This window comes from Mesorhizobium quangtriensis (assembly GCF_040081925.1).
Taxonomy (GTDB): domain Bacteria; phylum Pseudomonadota; class Alphaproteobacteria; order Rhizobiales; family Rhizobiaceae; genus Mesorhizobium_K; species Mesorhizobium_K quangtriensis.
The window spans coordinates 1,402,828-1,420,614 of the sequence record NZ_JBEBMF010000001.1; the positions used below are offsets into that span (position 1 = coordinate 1,402,828).

Below are 17,787 nucleotides of genomic sequence, written 5' to 3' on the forward strand. Positions count from 1 at the left end.
GCACCAATATCCTCCGCCGTCACCACGACTTATCGCCTGCGGAACGGCGGTTGATCAAGCAGAAAAGGATCGGCCGCCGGAACGGACGGCAACGAACCGTCGGCATCGCGACGCTTCCAGTGCGCCAGCGAGCATTTTGGCGAGCACAGGATTCCCCGATCCGACCAGTAGGCAGGCCCCTGGTCGATATCGCCGTGATAGCAGGCAAAGCCGGCCGCGCCGTAAGGCAGCCCGCACTCCGTGCATCGCCGGGTTTCCGGTCTCGCAAGCATCGATTCCCCTCAGTTGCCTGCAAAACTAACGTCGTCCGGCCCTAGCATCAACCTCATGCGACAAAATTTGACGTTTACGTAAAAAGACCCTAGGCGCATGATGCTCGGGCGTTTAGATCAGTTCGTGCGTTTGCCGGAGAGAAATTCATGTACCGCGCGCCCGTCGAAGAGATCGCCTTCACGTTGAACGAGGTCGCCGGCCTTCGCGCCGCGATCGAGGACGGGCGCCTCGGCGACCTTACCGCCGATCTCGCTGCCGCGATCCTCTCCGAGGCCGGGCGCTTCGCCACCGAGGAAATCGCGCCGCTCTACAGCGTCGGCGATAAGCAGGGCGCGACTCTGAAGGACGCCGCAGTGACGACTCCTCCCGGCTGGAAGGAACTCTACCGCCGCTGGATTGAAGGCGGCTGGAACGCGCTGACCGGCCCCGAGGAGTTCGGCGGGCAGGGCCTGCCGTCGATGCTGTCCGTCGCGGCGCTCGAAATGTGGAATTCAGGCGCGACGGCCTTCGCGCTCGGGCCGACGCTCACCATGGGGGCGGTCGAGGCACTCGAAAAGCACGCCTCCGAACACCTCAAGCAGACCTATCTCGCAAAACTTGTCTCCGGCGAGTGGATGGGCACCATGAACTTGACCGAGCCTCAGGCGGGGTCCGACCTCAACGCGCTGCGTACCCGCGCCGAGCGCGCACCCGACGGCACCTACCGCATCTTCGGCCAGAAGATATTCATCACCTATGGCGAGCACGACTTCACCGACAACATCGTGCACACGGTGCTTGCTCGGCTGCCGGATGCGCCGGCCGGCACGCGTGGCCTCTCGCTCTTCCTTGTGCCGAAGTTCCTCGTCAACGCCGACGGGTCGCTCGGCCGCCGCAACGATCTCTTCTGCGCCTCGCTGGAGCACAAGCTCGGCATCCACGGCTCGCCCACCTGCACCATGATCTATGGCGACGGCTTCGTCGCCAGCGAGGAAAAGGGCGCGGTCGGCTGGCTGATCGGCGAGGAGAATCGCGGCCTCGCCTGCATGTTCACCATGATGAACAACGCCCGCCTCGCCATCGGCCTCGAAGGCGTTGCCATCGCAGAAACCGCATTCCAGAAGGCACTCGCCTATGCCAACGAGCGCCGGCAGGGCAAGGCGTCCGGCTGGGCGGGCGAGGGCATGGCGCCCATCGTCCATCATCCCGACGTGCAGCGCATGCTCTTGACCATGCAGGCACTGACCCGCGTCGCCCGCTCCATCGCCTATTCCTGCGCCCACGCTCTCGACATGGCGCGCGTCTCGGACGGTGAGGAGAAGATATTCTGGCAGGAACGCGCCAACCTGCTGACGCCCGTCGCCAAGGCCTTCTCCACCGATATCGGCTCGGAAGTCGCCTCGCTTGGCATACAGGTGCACGGCGGCATGGGCTACATCGAGGAGACCGGCGCGGCCGCGCTCTATCGCGACGCCCGCATCGCCTCGATCTACGAGGGCACCAACGGCATTCAGGCAATCGACCTCGTCACCCGCAAGCTGCCGCAGTCGGGCGGCGAGCACGTCCACGGCTACATCGCCGAACTGGCCGGCACGATAGCGGACCTCGCCGAGGCCAATTTCGACGGCATGGAACACGGCATCGACTTCTTGCAGGACGCCGTCGACGACCTCGCCGCCGCCACTGAGTATCTGCAGGAGAACCTGTCCGCAGGCATGACCGATGTCGCACTCGCCGGCGCGACGGCCCATCTGCGCCTGTTCGCGCTGGCTTCCGGCGGCGCCTATCTCGCCCGCGCCGCACTCGCCGATAGGTCGCCGCAGCGCATCGCCCTGCTTCGTTTCTATGCCGAGAATCTCGCGCCCGAGGCGGAAGCCCTGCGCTCCGGCATCACCATCGGTGCGGAAGGACTGCTGGCCGCTGGCAAGACCCTGATCTCTGGCTGAGGGCGCGTCAATGTCCGAGCACGTCATCATCGAGCGTCAAGGGCCGGTCCAGACCATCCGAATGAACCGGCCGGACAAGAAGAACGCGCTCACCCGCGCCATGTACCAGGCCATGGCCGAGGCGCTTCGGCAGGGCGACGCCGACCCGGCGGTTCGCGTCCATGTCTTTCTCGGCCTGCCCGGCGCGTTTTCCGCCGGCAACGACCTGCACGACTTCATGGCGATCGCCACGGGCGGCGAGGGCGGTCTGGAGGTCTGGAACTTCCTCGAAGCGCTTGCCGGCGCGCAAAAGCCAGTTCTCTCGGGCGTCGATGGCATCGCGGTCGGCATCGGCACCACGCTCAACCTCCACTGCGACCTCACCTTCGCCACCCCGCGCACTGTCTTCCGCACACCGTTCGTCGATCTCGGCCTTGTGCCCGAGGCCGGTTCAAGCCTGCTCGTTCCGGCAGTCGTCGGTCGCCAGCAGGCATTTGCACTGCTTGGGCTGGGCGAGGGCTTTTCCGCCGAAAAGGCGCTCGCCGCCGGCCTGATCTACGCCGTCGTCACCGACGACGAGCTGGAAGTCACTGTCTTGGATGCTGCCACGCTAGTTGCATCCAAGCCTCCGGAAGCTCTGAAGATCGCCCGCGACCTCATGCTAGGCCCGCGCGAACCGCTCCTCGCCCGCATCCGTGAGGAGGGCAAGCGCTTTAAGGAGAGGCTGAAGTCCGACGAAGCCCGCGCTGCGCTCATGGCGTTCATGATGCGGAAGAAGGGATAGCGATCCCCCGTTTGGTTCGCTTTCGACCCAATTTCGGTCGTTCCGCTTGGCCTGCCTGCAGCCCGAAACCCGCCATTCGGGAGGCATCTGCATCTCGGCCTGAACGGTGCCGTTTACTGACGGTCCCGTTTGGCCGAAACCAGGAAGAAATTGTCGTTGTGAGGCGTTCGGGAGGGCAGTCGTGCTTGCCTGAAGAATGCCGTCAAATTCGTCGTTCGCTTGGCAGAGCGCCGCCGCCTAAGCAAAGGGGAGCCACACGAAGGCAGCGACCGCCACCGCGGCCGCGCATGCCGTGATTGCAGCAAACGGGAGCGAGAAGCGCGCTGGACCGGCGAGGATCGCAAGGACCAAACGCCCAGTGGCATTCGCGGCAAGCGCGACAAGCACCGCTTGCCCCACCAGCGCTAAGGCGGTTCCACCCTCGACAAGCCGAAGCGAGCTGAGAACGGCCACGTCGACGTCGAAGGCGCCTGAAACGGCAGTCGTGGCCAGAAGACCGGTCTCCCCGAAGCGGCTAGAGAGCGCCGCGCTGACGGTGGAAACAATTGCGAAGGCAGCGGCAAAGACCAGAAGCGCTCCAAGTTCGAACGGATTGCGCCCTGACTGGTCGCCGGCATCGTGCGCGCCGCTTTGAGCCAGGAGCAAGACACCAGCCACTGCAAGCACGGATCCCCCGGCGATAGCGGGTCCGATCATGTACGCGATGACCTGCGGTGCGAGTAGCGCAACGATGGCGCAAACCCGAAGGACGGACACCAGCGCCGCGAGCGCCGCCCCACCCACCAGCGGCATGGCGTTGGCCTCCGATTTGGCCATACGCGCCAGTGCGACGGTGACTCCAGTCGACGAAACGATAGCGCCGGCGATCGATCCGACCAGCAATCCGCGTGTCTCGCCTAGCAAGCGGACCGCGACATAACCGCCAAAGGAGATCGCCGCGACGATGACGGTGAAGAGCCATATCTCGAACGGGTTGAGCCCGCCCCACGGGTCGACGGTTCTGTCGGGAAGAAGCGGCAGCACGATCGCGGTCATCGCTGCAAGGACAATGGCCGAGCGCAGTTCGATCCAGGTCAGGCGACGAAGCAGACCATGAAGCATCTCCCGGCTGGCAAGCACAGCTGCGAGCGCCGCACCGCCGGCTGCGGCCACCAGTTGGTCCCCGGCGACCGCAAGTGCGCCGAGCGCGAACACGCTCAACGCTGCCACCACGCCTGTCACGCTGAAATTGTGGTCATGTTCGGCTTCGTGCGAGGAAAACCAGGCGAAGATCGCCGCGAAGCCGAAAAAGCCCGCAATCAATATGGCGCTTGAGCCCAAAGCAGCTGCAAGCGCGGCAAAGATGCCGCCCAGCAACCCCGACAGGCCGAAGGTGCGAATGCCGGCTGTACGGCTATTATCGGCAGCTTCGCGTTCACGCCAGCCGCGCTCCATACCCACGAGAAGGCCGATCGCCAGAGCCAGCCCAAGTCTTGCAATAGTGTGGTCCATTGGGGTCATCCGTAACCCGTCAAGGCCTGTTGCCCAATTTGCACGATAGCGGGTTCGCAAGCGGTACGCGTCTGTTGCAACAACTGAGTCGCGAAGACGTCGTGATGTATTGTAGCCTTCGATTGAGGTGCCGGAGAATGCCGCAACGGCCGGAAGTTTCGAGGAACCGTTGCAATACAATGCAGAACGTCTTTCGGGTTAATCCCGCGCTCACGCCGCACAGGGCGCCGACCGCCGCGGCGCAGCGCACCGCGCGGCATGCCGACTCCGCCTGCGTTCTGCGACGAGGCCGGCAAAACCTGCGATCCGGATCTCCGTGGAACCGGAGCTCGCCGCCACCCCCTCCATTGGCTCCAAGCACTGTAGCGCGCAGCCATCCGATCCGATGGACAATGTGGACTTCGGAATGCGAGAGGCGGCTCATGCCTTTATCTCTTTCTGAGTTACAAGCGCGCCGTCACTCGGATGCGTCGGCCGGGGTTCGGCGGGTCGGATTCGAAGTGCGCGCAGCGCGTTGAGGATGACCGCGACGTCGATGGCTTCCTGGATCAATGCGCCCTGCACGGGAGTGAGGTAGCCGAAGGCAGCGGCGACCATACCCATGACCGAAAGCCCGATTCCCGCGACAACGCTCTCGAGCGCGATGCGCCGCGCGCCGCGAGCGATCTCGACGCCCGGCCCGAGCCTGTCCACCCTGTCGACGAGCAGGACGACGTCGGCGGCTTCCGCGGACGCGGCTGCGCCGCGTGCTCCCATCGCCACGCCGATGTCGGCGGCCGCCAAGGCAGGAGCATCATTCACCCCGTCGCCGACCATCATCACCGGACCGTGCTTGCGCTCCGTGAGAACGAGGAGAACCTTCTGATCAGGAGACAGTCCCGCTCGAATGCCGTCGAGATCGAGGCCGATTGTCACCCGCTCCGCAACCTCCTGCCGGTCCCCGGTGGCAAGGAGAATACGGTTGACCCCCTGTCGGCGCAGTCGCGACAGCATGTCATGCGTGCCCTCGCGCAAGGGATCGGCCATGACGATGTGGCCCGCGAGCTTGCCGTCGACGCCGACCGCCACCAGCACCGAGCCCGCCGACAGCGCCGGATGGGCGATGGCCCCGGCATCGACCTGTCCGGCGACGAAGCCATGGCCGCCGATGATTACCCGGCGACCCTCGACCATCCCGGTCAACCCTTCTCCAGGCCTCTCCCTGACCTCCTGCGGGACGGGCAGCGTCATTCCGAGCTGCTGCGCTCCGGCAACGATCGCCTGCGCGACGGGGTGTTTCGTCGCCTGGTCGAGTGCTGCTCCAAGCCGCAGCAACTCATCCGCCCCGATACCGTGATGAGTGTCTATCGAAACGATCCGCGGTCGGCCGTCGGTCAGCGTGCCGGTCTTGTCGAGAATGAGCGTGCGCGCGCGGGCCATGGCCTCCAGCGGCCCGGCCCCTTTGATGAGTACGCCGTAGTGGGCGGCGCGCGATAGCCCCGCCACCAGCGCCACGGGGACTGCCAGGATCAGCGGACACGGCGTCGCGACAACCAGCACAGCAACCGCCCGGATGGGGTCGTTCGTGAACCACCATGCGGCGAAGGCGATCGCCACAGTCACGAGCAAAAAGCCCAGGGACCAGCGGTCGGCAAGGCGAGACATCGGGGCCTTGGAGGATTGGGCCTGTTCGACGAGGCGTACGATGCCAGCATAGGTGCTGTCGCGCGCCTCCCTCGTGGCAAGTAGATCGAACGCATCGCCGGCATTGGTCGAGCCGCTCATCGCCTCTGCGCCAGCAGCGAGCTTGATCGGCAGGGATTCGCCCGTCAGCGCGGAGGTGTCGAGGAACGCCGAAGGGGACTCGACCGTACCATCCACGGGAACGATGTCGCCCTGCCGGATCAGGAGCCGGTCTCCGGCCGCGATCTGGTCGAGTGGCACGTCTTCCAGCCGGCCGTCCCGGTGCCGTGTTGCCATGCGCGGGACGCGCGCAAGAAGATCGCGCATCTCTTGCCGGGCGCGACCCTCGGCAAAGCTTTCGAGGAATGTGCCGCCGGAATACATGACCGCAACAACCGCGGCGGCCAGTGTCTCTCCGAACAGCAGGGCTGCGGTCATCGACAGCGCCGCGACGATATCCAACCCGACTTCGCCTCGCGTGAGGCTGCGCAGGATCTCGATCACCAGCGCGGCGAGGACAGGGACGACACCGATCATCCATGTGGTCGAAGCAAGGTCCGGCCTATCCATGACGTAGGCGAGGACGAGACCTCCCAAAAGACCGGCCACCGCCACAGCCAGAAGCCCCGTCTTTAGCCTGTCGCCTGCGGAATGTTCCATTCCAAAGTCGCTCCTGGGCGGCATGCTCCATGGCTTGCCCACGCCCCGTCCACGAACCGTATCGCGTTTGTCGCGATGCAGGAACAAGGCTTCGATGCCGATTTCCGCGCCCGAGTACTTCCTTCGTCAGACCCGAGGGCCATCAGTGCTGTTGCCCAGGCGTCGGCGACGGTTCACTGAGGGGATCAGCACTAGGTAGATATCTCTTCACCGCGCTCGCCGCATCGATGGCTTCGAGGCGCGTACGACTTGAACGGACCACTTCATTGAGCGCCGTTCTGTCCGAGGCGGAACACGGCGGCCAATCCTGTGGCGGGTGATCCGCGTCAGCGGCGCCGCAGTCTGGCTGACATCAGGGTCGATCATCGGGTTCTAACGAAAAGCCGATATTGCGTTCGGCGGCTTCGGTCGCCAACGCCAGTTCTCCGGCGTGGGCCGCATGAATCCGATAGACGGCTTCGCCTGCCTCTACGACATCGCCTGTCTTCCTGAGAAGATCGATGCCGGCGCCACGATCCAGCGGAGCGCCCGCCAGCCGGGCTATCCGTGCCAGTCTGTAGCAGTCCATGTCGCAAACCCTCCCGTTGACCATCGCATGGACGTCATGCGTCAACTCCCCGAGCTTGAAGGTCATCGGTGGGGGACCCTGCAGCCTCATTATTCGCTCCATCGAGCACAAGGCAGAGCCTGAGTCCAGCAACTCTCTGGCACGTACATACCCGGTTCCGCCGCGGCACGCCGGATCCAGTTCGATGATGCGCGCCGCCAGTTGCAAGGATTTCTCGCGAAGGTCTGACGGCGCGCCCGCCTCACACCGCAGGACGGACATGACGTCACGCGCTTCCAGCACAGGCCCGATACCGCGCCCGACCGGCTCGGCGGCCGAAGTGATCGCGACATCAATGTGCAGTCCGAGCCGGTCGCCGACAAATTCGAACAGCTTTCTCAGGCGCACCGCATCTTCCGTCCCGCGGACCTTGGCGGAGGGCCCTACGGGTATATCCACCACCAGATGAGTGGATCCTGCCGCGACCTTCTTCGACAGGATGGAAGCCACCATCTGCTCGCGTGTGTCGATCCCCAGCGGGCGCTGCACCGAGATCATGATGTCATCGGCCGGCGAGAGGTTCACGTTGCCGCCCCAGACGATGCAGCCGCGACACTCGTTCACGACATGGCGCATTTCGTCGACCGACAGGTCGACGCGCGCCAGCACCTCCATCGTATCGGCTGTACCCGCTGGAGATGTGATGGACCGCGAGGACGTCTTGGGAATCGTGAGACCGTAGGCCGACACGATCGGGACGATGATCATCGACGTGCGATTGCCCGGAATCCCGCCGATGCAGTGCTTGTCGACGACAGTCTGCTGAGACCACTCGAGCTTCCGGCCGACCGAGATCATGGCTTGTGTGAGCGCCAGGAGTTCGTCTGTGGTCATGAAACTCGCCGAACCGATCAGGAAGGCTGCGAGATCCATTTCGCTGTATCTGCGGTGGGCGATATCGACGACAATGTTGCGGATGTCGTCCGACGAAAGCGTCACGCCCCTGATCTTCGAGCGGACGCTTTCGAGGCTGCGAGGAGGCACCGCCGGTGCGATCATGACGGCAGAGCCTTCCGGCAGGCCGAGGCTTGAGAAACCCTGCTCCGACAGCCCGAGTTCGTCATCCGCGACGATACCCTCGTCGTCGGCAATGGCGAGCGATGCGAGAACCTCGCGTCCACCTTCCCCGGTGATACTGACCTTTTTCAGAGCCCGGTGCTGGTCGGGTCTGAACAGCTGGCAGTGCCTGTCGACATAGGCAATGCTCTCGTTGTGCGTGTCGATCCTGATTCGCTTCAGCTTCAGCAATGCGGACAGGTTCCTCGGTCACGCCCATGATTACCGGGCAACTCTTTCATGCTAGGCTAGCATGAAGTTCGGAGGCCTTCGAGACTGATCGCAACCAGAGGCCTTCCATCGGTCATCCGTTCGACGGGAGAGCGCGGTACTCTTCTGTTCGAGAAATCCTGAAGGGGCCTATGTATCCGGTTATGCGCTTTCACGGTGCCGCCCGCGGCGTTACCGGCTCCTGTTATGAGATCGAAACCGGACACTGCCGCGTACTCGTCGATTGCGGCATGTTCCAGGGATCAAAATCAGAGAAGGAGCTGAACTACGGCGACTTTCCCTTCAGGCCGGACGCGATCGACGCCGTTATCCTCACCCACGCCCATATCGACCACAGCGGCCTTCTTCCGAAACTGATCAAGCGCGGTTTCGCAGGGCCGATCTACGCCACCTCGCCGACAATCGACCTTTGCTCGGTCATGCTGCCGGATTCGGCGCACATCCAGGAGATGGAAGTCGAGCACCTCAACCGCCGCAACGCGCAGCGGGGGCGTCAACAGGTCACGCCTATTTATTCCATCGCAGACGTCGCCGATTGCATGCGCACGTTCCGGCCTGTGCAGTATGGTCAGTGGACGAACGTCGCGGCCGCAATCCGCGCACGTTACTGGAACGCCGGACATCTGCTCGGATCGGCCTCGGTCGAGATCGAGATCGATAGCGACACACAGGAAGGGCCGCTGCGGCTCCTGTTCTCCGGCGATATCGGACCCGGCCAGAAGCTGCTGCAGCCCGAGCCGGACGGCCCGAGCGGCGTGGACTATCTCATCTGTGAAAGCACGTATGGCGATCGCGACAGGTCAGAGATTTCTCGTGCAAGTCGCCGAGCTATGTTGGGCGAGGAAGTCAGACGCGCAGCCGAGCAGAGAGGTCCGCTCGTAATCCCGTCTTTCGCGGTCGAGCGTACCCAGGAACTCCTGGTGGACCTTTACCTGCTTGCACGCGATGGCTCGATACCGTCCGGACCGATTTTCGTCGATTCGCCCCTGGCAACCCGTGCCAGCGCTGTCTTCGAGCGTCATGCCGCGGAGATAGAAGGTGGAGAAGAGTTGCTCGCGGCGCTGCGGTCCGACACCATTCACTTCACCGAGACCGTCGAACAAAGCAAGGCCATAAATCGGCTTTCCGGCTTCTTCATCGTGATCGCTGCAAGCGGGATGTGCGATGCCGGTCGTATCCGCCATCATCTCAAGGCGAACCTCTGGCGACACAACGCCACGATCATGACGGCGGGCTTTCAGGCTCAGGGGTCTCTCGGGCGCATTCTGCTAGACGGCGCCTCGCGTGTCCGCATCCAGGGTGAGGAAATCGACGTCAAGGCGCGCATTGAACAGTTCGACTTCTATTCCGGCCATGCCGACGCGTCAGAACTCGTTTCATGGGTGAAGAAGCGCTTCCCGGTGCGCCGATCGATATTCCTCACGCACGGAGAGGAACCTGGCCTCAATGGGTTGCGCGACCGGATTTCATCCTCTCTGGGGTACAATCGGCTCATCATGCCGCTCATCGACGATGCCTATGAGCTTGGCCCCGATGCTGCCCGCGAGATCGACGTCAACAGGCCTCGCCGGCTGAAGCCTGAAAAGGTTGCGCGGCTCGACTGGCACAATGACCTCTCCAGGCTCATCATCGACATCACTCAGAAGGTCAACGCTGCCGCCGACGAACGAGCTCGTTCGGCAGTTATCAGGCGCTTGCGGCGTGGGCTGGAAGACAGATCCGAATAGCCGATGCAGCCGCCGACCGATCGGCAGCCGCATAGCCTCCGGCTAAATGGGCGGATGCGGAAGAAGGGATAGCGATACCATTTGTAACGCTTTCGCCCTGTTTTCGGACACTTGTCTCGCCACGCGGGGCTGTGCGGGCTAGTTTAGGATATGGACACCTTCCGCTGGCTCGCCGTTGTTCTCTCGACCATCCTTGGTCTGGCCACAACACGCATCCTCAGTGGCTTCGTCTCCGCTTTCAAGATGAGACGCCGGACAACACCCGATTGGCTGCCGCTCCTGATGGCTGCCGTGATCCTGACGGAAATCTTCCAGTTCTGGTGGGCGCTGGCCGAGCTTCTCCAGCGCCCGCAATGGTCCATCATCGATTTCGGCCTGTTGATCGCCCTCGCCATGACGCTGTTCCTTGCTGCGGCGCTGATCTCACCCAGCGAGGCCGATCTCGCGGAAGGGCCGGGTTTCTTTCAGCGTGATGGCCGCTACGCCCTTCTTGCGCTCGCCGTGTTTCACCTCGCTGCTCTTGTCACGAACTGGTGGCTGTGGAACCAGCCACCATGGGCTGCTCAGGCCTTGCCGGTCATTGGGCTGGCAGTGATCTGCGTGGCTGCTGCCGTGACAAGCCAGCGCCGCGTCCAGGCGACGATTGCGGTGCTGTACCTTTTGCTTGGGCTAGCCGCCGTCATCGTTGTGTCGCCGTCTTCTTACTGATTGTAAACTTCAAGCAGGGCGTGTCCGCCGAATATTTCCCTAGGGATACAGCCGCGCCTTCTCCCATTCACCGCCCTCGGATCGCTTGAACACAACGCGATCATGCAGCCTGAACGGCCGGTCGTGCCAGAACTCGATCTGCGACGGCACGATCCGGAAACCCGACCAGTACTTCGGCCTTGGGATCTCGCCGATCGCATAGCGCGCCGTATATTCCGCCACTGCCTTCTCCAGCGCGAACCGGCTTTCCAGCGGGCGCGACTGTTTCGAGGCCCAGGCGCCGATGCGGCTGCCGCGCGGGCGGGTGGCGTAATATGCGTCCGCCTCGTCATCGCTGACGATCTCGACCGGCCCGCGTACCCGCACCTGCCGGCGCAGCGATTTCCAGTGGAAGCACATCGCCGCCTTCATATTGCCAAGGATTTCGCGACCCTTGGCGCTCTCGAAATTGGTGTAGAAGACGAAGCCGCGCCCGTCGAAGTCCTTCAGCAGCACCATCCGCACGTCCGGCAGTCCTTCGGCGTCGACGGTCGCCAGCGCCAGCGCGTTCGGATCGTTCAGTTCGCTCTTCGTGGCGTCTTCCAGCCATGCGGAGAAAAGCCGAAACGGCTCCGCTGCCTCGGTAAAGTCACCACCCGTTAACCCCGTATCGCTCATAATTTAACTTTAACCCTCTGGTTCGCGGGGAGAATGCCGATTGCCGCGCGCTGCGCAAGCCGATCAGCCAGCGTTTTTTGATGGTCCTGAGCTGCGCGCCTTGCCGGGCGTGGCGTTGCTTTGCGCTGTGACCATGCTGACGGGCTGCGGGGCAGGCGGTTTCAGCCTGGAGAAGGCCGAGGTCGATCGCAGCCTTTACACCAGCAGCGCCCCGTCGACTGCTGGAACATTCGATGCCGAGCGCTTCTCCGACGAAGCCACCATCCGCAACGCCGTGACATCGGCCGACCTGGAGACGCTGGGTGAGGCGCCGCTGCTTTGGGCCAACGCCGGCACGGGCGCGCGCGGCCAGATCATGGGGATAGCCGAGAAGAAAGCGCCTGGCACGCTCTGCCGCCAGTTCAGCGCCACCCGCGAAAGCTTCGACGGCGTCGCCATGTTCCGCGGCGAGGCCTGCATGGTCGGCACGAGCGGTTCCTGGCGCATGACGAGTTTTGAGCCTGCCACCTCTGGAATTTCTTCCTAACCAAACGCATATATCAGGGCGAACAAACTCCCTATATTCACAGCGACAAAGCTGAAGAATCGCAGGCAATTGAAGATGCGCGATCCCTATGAGGTGCTGGGCGTTGCCAAGAACGCCTCGGCCAAAGACATAAAAGCGGCGTACCGCAAGCTCGCCAAGAAGCATCACCCTGACCAGAATCCGGGCGACGCCAAGGCGAAGGACCGTTTTGCGGCGGCCAACCAGGCCTACGAGATCATCGGCGACGAGAAGCAGCGCGCTGCGTTCGACCGTGGCGAGATTGATGCCGAGGGCAAGCCGAAATTCCAGGGTTTTGAAGGATTCCAGGGAGCGCATGGCGCAGGCAGCGATCCCTTCGCCGGCTTCCGCCGCCAGCAGGGCGGCCCGGGCGCCCAGCATTTCGAGTTCCGCAGCGCGGGCGGCAGTCCGTTCGGCGGAGGCGGTGCCGACGACATCTTCTCGGACCTTTTCAGCCAGGCCTTCTCGCAGCGTGGCGGTGCCGGTACCTCGGGAGCGGGCGGTAGGCAGCGTGCCGCACCCGCCGGGAACGACATCAACGTCACCCTTGACGTGACCGTCGAGGAAGTCGCGACTGCGCCCAAGGTCACCGCGCAGTTCCCCGACGGGCGCAAGATCGCCGTCAAGCTGCCGACCTTTGTCGAGGACGGCCAGACCATTCGGCTGAAAGGGCAGGGCGAGCAGGGTCTCGGCCAACCCGGAGACGCGCTGGTCAAGGTGCGCCTGCGCAAGCACCCGCGCTACCGCGTAGAAGGCCGCGACCTGCATGTAGACCTTCCGGTGCCGCTGAAGGATGCGGTGCTCGGGGCTAAACAGGCCGTGGAGACGCCAACCGGCCGCATCGCGGTCAATGTGCCCGCATGGTCGAGTTCCGACAAGGTTCTGCGGCTGAAGGGACGCGGCCTGCCCGAAAAGACCGGTGGACATGGCGATTTTTACGTCCACGTCCGGATCATGCTACCCGAGGGCGGCGATCCCGAACTGGAATCTTTGATGCGCAAGGGCTGACAGCTGCGCGACAAGACGCCGTTTGGTAATTTTCGGCCGGATTCTGACATAAAAGGTGCAATCTCTGACCGCTTGAAGCCGTCATGGGCCTGTGCGATAGGCATCTGCGCCAAATCGAGCACGGAGACTCGCATATGACGGTTGGTCAGGGCCTGATGGCCGGCAAGAAGGGCCTGATTCTCGGTGTGGCCAACAACCGCTCGATCGCCTGGGGCATCGCCAAGGCTTGCGCACAGCACGGAGCGGAACTGGCCTTCACCTACCAGGGCGATGCGCTGAAGAAGCGCGTCGAGCCGTTGGCCGCCGAGATCGGCGCGACGGTCGCCGGCCATTGCGACGTCACCGACATGGCCAGCATCGATGCCGTTTTCGAAGGGCTGGAAAAGAAGTGGGGCAAGCTCGACTTCCTCGTCCACGCCATCGGTTTTTCCGACAAGGAGGAACTGACCGGGCGCTATGTCGACACCAGCCACGCCAACTTCCTGCGCACAATGGATATTTCCGTCTATTCCTTCACGGCGGTCGCCAAGCGCGCCGAGCGGCTGATGACGGACGGCGGTTCCTTGCTGACGATGACCTATTACGGCGCCGAGAAGGTGATGCCCAACTACAATGTCATGGGCGTCGCCAAGGCCGCCCTGGAGGCCAGCGTCAAGTATCTGGCGGTCGATCTCGGCCCGAAGAACATCCGTGTCAACGCCATCTCCGCCGGCCCGATCAAGACGCTTGCGGCATCCGGCATCGATGATTTCCGCTACATCCTCAAGTGGAACGAATACAACGCCCCGATGCGGCGCACGGTAACGATCGAGGAGGTCGGCGACGCCGGTTTCTATTTCCTGTCGGACCTGTCGCGCGCCGTCACCGGCGAGGTGCATCATGTCGATTCCGGCTACCATGTCGTCGGCATGAAGGCCGTTGATGCCCCCGATATTTCGACCGTCAAGGATTGAGCCGCGGTCGGTCGGGGGAGACGCCCGGCATGCCGCCGCTCTGTTATTTCGTCAGGCACGGGCAGACCGGCTGGAACGCTGAATTGCGTCTGCAGGGGCAGGCCGACACCGACATCACCGAACTTGGCCGCCGACAGGCGGCACGCAATGGTCAGTGTCTCGCTGGGCTTGTCGAGGATCCAGCCGCCTTCGATTTCGTCGCAAGCCCGCTGAAACGCACCCGCGAAACCATGGAGATCGTGCGTACGGAGATGGGCCTGCCCGAGCGTGGCTACCGTGTCGACAGCCGTCTCATGGAAGTCCATTTCGGCGACTGGCAGGGCTACACCTACGCCGAACTGGAAGCGATGCGGCCGGGGTCCACGGCGGCGCGTCTCTCCGACAAATGGGGCTTCGTCGCGCCGGGCGGCGAGAGCTACCAGATGCTGCTCGACCGCGTGCGGCCGTGGTTCGAGACGCTCGACCGCCAGACCGTCTGCGTCACCCATGGCGGCGTCATCCGCACGCTCTTCAAGCTGGTGGAAGACAAGCCCGTCGCCGATGTCGCCGCGATGGACGTGCCGCAGGATCGCGTCCTGCGGTTAAGCGATGCCGGGTTGGAGTGGCTTTAGGCCCCTAACAGTTGCAGCTTTTCGAACAAGGCTACGCCAAAAAGACACTGAGCCTACTCCGAGAGCTCCATGTCGGTGATCATGTTCTGGTCGTTGACGGTGTCGTAGGCGATCAGCGCATGCATGCCTTCCTGGATGGCGTCGACATCGAATTCGCCCGGCAGCTTGTACGATTTGCCGTTGTCCAGCGTGATGGTCAGGTTGTCACGATCGACGGAGCTGATCTTGCCCTCGGCTTCCGCTGCGAAAGCGGCCGTGGAGAATGTCAGGGCAGCGGCAAGGGCGCCGGCAAAAAGGCTACGCATGATCGACCTCTCGTTATTTTTTGCTTTCGTGCGGGACGGGCGATGTCCGGCGCGAAGCAGAGCAGAAACATCGGGAATGTGTCAAAAGTGGAGCCCGGTTTTGCACCACCTTATTTTTCCGGCTCCCTTGGACATGGCGAAACGCTAGCTCCGCTATGTATCGGTTCGGTGACGCGCGGGCGCAGATCGCGGACAGTGCGTAACCTGCCCGGTGCCACACGCTCGTTTGACCACCGCCAAAAAGGCCAATAGAAGGCAGCCGACGCCGGTTTCCTCGGCGGTAAGCAGCCGGTCGGGACGTTCATGTCGCACAACACCTTCGGGCACCTTTTCCGGGTCACCACCTGGGGCGAAAGCCACGGGCCGGCGCTCGGCTGCGTGGTCGATGGCTGCCCGCCCGGCATCCGCTTCACCCGCGACGACGTGCAGCGCGAGCTCGACCGCCGTCGGCCCGGCCAGTCGCGCTTCGTCACCCAGCGGCGCGAGCCGGATGAGGTGAAGATTCTTTCGGGCGTGCTGGAGGAGGATGGCGCTCTTGTCACCACCGGCACGCCGATCTCCATGCTGATCGAGAATGTCGACCAGCGCTCCAAGGATTATGGCGACATCGCAAAGCAGTACCGCCCCGGCCACGCCGACTACGCCTATGAGGCGAAATACGGCATCCGCGACCATCGCGGTGGCGGCCGTTCGTCCGCGCGCGAAACCGCCGCGCGCGTGGCCGCAGGAGCCATCGCCCGCAGGATCGTACCCGGCATGCAGGTGCGCGGTGCGCTCGTCTCCATGGGCGAAAAGTCCATCGACCGTGCCAACTGGAACTGGAATTTCGTCGGCGATGCCGAAAACCCCTTCTTCACGCCCGATCCCGCTTCCGTGCCTGTGTTCGCAGAATACCTCGATGGCATCCGCAAGGCCGGCTCATCTGTTGGAGCGATAATCGAGATCGTCGCCGAGGGCGTGCCGGCCGGGTTGGGCGCGCCCATCTACGCCAAGCTCGACCAGGACATCGCGTCGGGCCTGATGTCGATCAACGCCGTCAAGGGTGTCGAGATCGGCAACGGCTTCGAGGCCGCGCGCATCACGGGCGAACAAAATGCGGACGAGATGCGCATGGGTAACGACGGCAGGCCTGTGTTTCTCTCGAACAATGCAGGCGGCATTCTCGGCGGCATCTCGACCGGGCAGGACATCGTCGCGCGCTTCGCCGTCAAGCCGACCTCATCGATCCTCACCCCGCGCCGCTCTATCGATCGCGACGGCAACGACGTCGACGTGATGACCAAGGGCCGCCACGACCCCTGCGTCGGCATCCGCGCCGTGCCGATCGGCGAGGCGATGGTTGCCTGTGTGATTGCCGATCATTACCTGCGGCACCGGGGACAAACCGGAAAGAGCGAATAGTGAGTAGCGAATAGTGAGTTGGTGAGCAGTCGAGAGTGATCTGAAATCTTCCCTATTCGCTACTCACTATTCCCTACTCACTTGCGAGCAGAGCGAGCGTTGAATGCCCTACGACCAGAAAAAAATCGTTGAAGCCCTGCGCGCCTTTGAGCGTGGCGAAATCGTCGTCGTCATGGATGACGACGGACGCGAGAACGAAGGCGACCTCATCGTCGCTGCCGTCCATTGCACGCCGGAGAAGATGGCCTTCATCGTGCGCCACACGTCGGGCATCGTCTGCACGCCGATGACGCGCGAGGGCGCCAAGCGCCTCAGCCTCGGCGCGATGGTCGCGGACAATGATTCCGCCCACACCACCGCCTTCACGGTCAGCGTCGATTTCAAGCACGGTACCACCACCGGCATCTCCGCCGACGACCGCACGCTGACCGTCCGCAACCTCGCCAACGGCAATGTCGGCGCGTCGGATTTCACACGCCCCGGCCACATTTTCCCACTGATCGCGCGCGAGGGCGGCGTGCTCATGCGCTCTGGCCACACGGAAGCCGCCGTAGACCTTTGCAAGCTCGCCAACCTGCCCCCGGTTGGCGTGATCTGCGAACTGGTCAACGATGACGGCACGGTCAAGCGCGGCCCGCAGGTCACCGCGTTCGCCGAGGAGCATGGCCTCAAGCAGGTCTCGGTCGCCGATCTCATCGCCTACCGCCAGCGCAAGGAGACGCTGATCGAGCGCGTCGAGACCTTCGACGTCGAAACGCCCGGCGGCAAGGCCATTGCCCACGCCTACACGCTGCCGTGGGACCCCATGCAGCATCTCGCGGTCGTCTTTGGCGATATCCGCGATGGCGAGGATGTGCCGGTGCGCCTCCACCCGGAGGAAATCGTGCGCGATGTCTTCGGCACGAACCACCGTCTCGACGGCATCATGAAGACGATGGGCGATAACAGGCGAGGCGTCATCGTCTATCTGCGCGAAGGCTCGGTCGGCGTCGGCCATCGCGACCGCAACCGGCCCGCCCAGAGCTCCGAGAGCCATGACGAGGCTCGCCGCCGCGAGAACGAGTGGCGCGAAATCGGCCTCGGCGCGCAGATATTGAAGGATCTCGGCATCTCGTCGATCAAGCTGCTGGCCTCGCGCGAGCGTCACTATGTCGGCCTCGAAGGCTTCGGCATCAGGATCGCCAGCACCGAGATCATCTGACGTT

The 17,787-nt window shown here is 63.6% G+C and carries 16 protein-coding genes and 1 pseudogene; 10 read left to right on the plus strand and 7 right to left on the minus strand.

Translation table 11 applies throughout. The annotated features are described in order from the left end of the window. Positions 1–29: 29 nt before the first annotated feature. Positions 30–272 (minus strand): hypothetical protein, encoded by a 243-nt coding sequence (locus tag ABMA32_RS06850; RefSeq protein ID WP_349012956.1) that lies wholly within the window; start codon positions 270–272, stop codon positions 30–32. Between the two features lie 147 nt (positions 273–419). Between ABMA32_RS06850 and ABMA32_RS06855 the strand changes: the two genes are divergently transcribed. Next, positions 420–2,198: an acyl-CoA dehydrogenase family protein gene (locus ABMA32_RS06855; protein WP_349012957.1), complete on the plus strand. Its 1,779-nt coding sequence runs from the start codon at positions 420–422 to the stop codon at positions 2,196–2,198. Positions 2,199–2,208: 10 nt separating this feature from the next. Beyond that, on the plus strand, positions 2,209–2,961 hold the full coding sequence (locus ABMA32_RS06860) for a crotonase/enoyl-CoA hydratase family protein (protein ID WP_349012958.1): 753 nt from the start codon (positions 2,209–2,211) through the stop codon (positions 2,959–2,961). Between the two features lie 237 nt (positions 2,962–3,198). Here ABMA32_RS06860 and ABMA32_RS06865 read toward each other — a convergent pair whose 3' ends face one another. The 4 genes and pseudogenes from ABMA32_RS06865 to ABMA32_RS06880 all read right to left on the minus strand — a co-directional run bounded on the left by ABMA32_RS06865 (position 3,199) and on the right by ABMA32_RS06880 (position 8,629). Then, entirely contained in the window at positions 3,199–4,452 is a 1,254-nt protein-coding gene (locus ABMA32_RS06865) for an MgtC/SapB family protein (RefSeq protein WP_349012959.1), read from the minus strand. Between the two features lie 279 nt (positions 4,453–4,731). Continuing rightward, a pseudogene (locus ABMA32_RS06870) lies at positions 4,732–4,876 on the minus strand (VIT1/CCC1 transporter family protein); the annotation flags it as partial. Continuing rightward, positions 4,873–6,774, minus strand: a complete 1,902-nt coding sequence (locus tag ABMA32_RS06875; protein ID WP_349012960.1) for a heavy metal translocating P-type ATPase — start codon at positions 6,772–6,774, stop codon at positions 4,873–4,875. The gene ABMA32_RS06875 and the pseudogene ABMA32_RS06870, both read right to left, overlap by 4 nt. Before the next feature lie 352 nt (positions 6,775–7,126). After that, the gene (locus ABMA32_RS06880; RefSeq protein WP_425475480.1) at positions 7,127–8,629 is read right to left on the minus strand and encodes a thymidine phosphorylase family protein; all 1,503 of its coding nucleotides are present in this window, start codon (positions 8,627–8,629) and stop codon (positions 7,127–7,129) included. A 170-nt stretch (positions 8,630–8,799) separates the two neighbouring features. On the opposite strand from ABMA32_RS06880, the gene ABMA32_RS06885 reads away from it, so the two are divergent. Further along, a complete protein-coding gene (locus ABMA32_RS06885) occupies positions 8,800–10,395 on the plus strand; it encodes an MBL fold metallo-hydrolase RNA specificity domain-containing protein (RefSeq protein WP_349012961.1) in 1,596 nt (531 codons plus the stop codon). Between the two features lie 150 nt (positions 10,396–10,545). Then, on the plus strand, positions 10,546–11,103 hold the full coding sequence (locus ABMA32_RS06890) for a hypothetical protein (protein ID WP_349012962.1): 558 nt from the start codon (positions 10,546–10,548) through the stop codon (positions 11,101–11,103). A gap of 39 nt (positions 11,104–11,142) precedes the next feature. Here the strand turns inward: ABMA32_RS06890 and pdxH are convergent, their stop codons facing one another. Further along, positions 11,143–11,760: a pyridoxamine 5'-phosphate oxidase gene (pdxH, locus tag ABMA32_RS06895; RefSeq protein WP_349012963.1), complete on the minus strand. Its 618-nt coding sequence runs from the start codon at positions 11,758–11,760 to the stop codon at positions 11,143–11,145. A 40-nt stretch (positions 11,761–11,800) separates the two neighbouring features. Here pdxH and ABMA32_RS06900 point away from each other — a divergent pair, with 40 nt between their 5' ends. From ABMA32_RS06900 to ABMA32_RS06915, 4 genes are all read left to right on the plus strand, one after another. Next, complete coding sequence (locus tag ABMA32_RS06900) at positions 11,801–12,286, plus strand: RT0821/Lpp0805 family surface protein (protein ID WP_349012964.1); 486 nt, start codon at positions 11,801–11,803, stop codon at positions 12,284–12,286. Between the two features lie 75 nt (positions 12,287–12,361). Continuing rightward, a complete protein-coding gene (locus tag ABMA32_RS06905) occupies positions 12,362–13,312 on the plus strand; it encodes a DnaJ C-terminal domain-containing protein (RefSeq protein WP_349012965.1) in 951 nt (316 codons plus the stop codon). 134 nt (positions 13,313–13,446) lie between these two features. Then, positions 13,447–14,265: an enoyl-ACP reductase FabI gene (gene fabI / locus ABMA32_RS06910; protein ID WP_349012966.1), complete on the plus strand. Its 819-nt coding sequence runs from the start codon at positions 13,447–13,449 to the stop codon at positions 14,263–14,265. A gap of 29 nt (positions 14,266–14,294) precedes the next feature. Then, the gene (locus tag ABMA32_RS06915) at positions 14,295–14,876 is read left to right on the plus strand and encodes a histidine phosphatase family protein (protein ID WP_349012967.1); all 582 of its coding nucleotides are present in this window, start codon (positions 14,295–14,297) and stop codon (positions 14,874–14,876) included. A 53-nt stretch (positions 14,877–14,929) separates the two neighbouring features. On the opposite strand, the gene ABMA32_RS06920 is transcribed toward ABMA32_RS06915, so the two are convergent. Continuing rightward, a complete protein-coding gene (locus ABMA32_RS06920) occupies positions 14,930–15,181 on the minus strand; it encodes a DUF1344 domain-containing protein (RefSeq protein ID WP_349012968.1) in 252 nt (83 codons plus the stop codon). 303 nt (positions 15,182–15,484) lie between these two features. On the opposite strand from ABMA32_RS06920, the gene aroC reads away from it, so the two are divergent. Both aroC and ribB read left to right on the plus strand, forming a co-directional pair. Beyond that, a complete protein-coding gene (gene aroC, locus ABMA32_RS06925) occupies positions 15,485–16,582 on the plus strand; it encodes a chorismate synthase (RefSeq protein ID WP_349012969.1) in 1,098 nt (365 codons plus the stop codon). A 103-nt stretch (positions 16,583–16,685) separates the two neighbouring features. Further along, a complete protein-coding gene (gene ribB, locus ABMA32_RS06930) occupies positions 16,686–17,783 on the plus strand; it encodes a 3,4-dihydroxy-2-butanone-4-phosphate synthase (protein WP_349012970.1) in 1,098 nt (365 codons plus the stop codon). The last annotated feature ends 4 nt before the right edge of the window (positions 17,784–17,787 follow it).

Excerpts from the sequence above, each read along its gene's own strand:
- ABMA32_RS06850 (WP_349012956.1), bottom strand. The coding sequence starts at position 272 with ATGCTTGCGAGACCGGAAACCCGGCGATGCACGGAGTGCGGGCTGCCT.
- ABMA32_RS06855 (WP_349012957.1), top strand. The coding sequence starts at position 420 with ATGTACCGCGCGCCCGTCGAAGAGATCGCCTTCACGTTGAACGAGGTC.
- ABMA32_RS06860 (WP_349012958.1), top strand. The coding sequence starts at position 2,209 with ATGTCCGAGCACGTCATCATCGAGCGTCAAGGGCCGGTCCAGACCATC.
- ABMA32_RS06865 (WP_349012959.1), bottom strand. The coding sequence starts at position 4,452 with ATGGACCACACTATTGCAAGACTTGGGCTGGCTCTGGCGATCGGCCTT.
- ABMA32_RS06875 (WP_349012960.1), bottom strand. The coding sequence starts at position 6,774 with ATGGAACATTCCGCAGGCGACAGGCTAAAGACGGGGCTTCTGGCTGTG.
- ABMA32_RS06885 (WP_349012961.1), top strand. The coding sequence starts at position 8,800 with ATGTATCCGGTTATGCGCTTTCACGGTGCCGCCCGCGGCGTTACCGGC.
- ABMA32_RS06890 (WP_349012962.1), top strand. The coding sequence starts at position 10,546 with ATGGACACCTTCCGCTGGCTCGCCGTTGTTCTCTCGACCATCCTTGGT.
- pdxH (WP_349012963.1), bottom strand. The coding sequence starts at position 11,760 with ATGAGCGATACGGGGTTAACGGGTGGTGACTTTACCGAGGCAGCGGAG.
- ABMA32_RS06905 (WP_349012965.1), top strand. The coding sequence starts at position 12,362 with ATGCGCGATCCCTATGAGGTGCTGGGCGTTGCCAAGAACGCCTCGGCC.
- fabI (WP_349012966.1), top strand. The coding sequence starts at position 13,447 with ATGACGGTTGGTCAGGGCCTGATGGCCGGCAAGAAGGGCCTGATTCTC.
- ABMA32_RS06915 (WP_349012967.1), top strand. The coding sequence starts at position 14,295 with ATGCCGCCGCTCTGTTATTTCGTCAGGCACGGGCAGACCGGCTGGAAC.
- ABMA32_RS06920 (WP_349012968.1), bottom strand. The coding sequence starts at position 15,181 with ATGCGTAGCCTTTTTGCCGGCGCCCTTGCCGCTGCCCTGACATTCTCC.
- aroC (WP_349012969.1), top strand. The coding sequence starts at position 15,485 with ATGTCGCACAACACCTTCGGGCACCTTTTCCGGGTCACCACCTGGGGC.
- ribB (WP_349012970.1), top strand. The coding sequence starts at position 16,686 with ATGCCCTACGACCAGAAAAAAATCGTTGAAGCCCTGCGCGCCTTTGAG.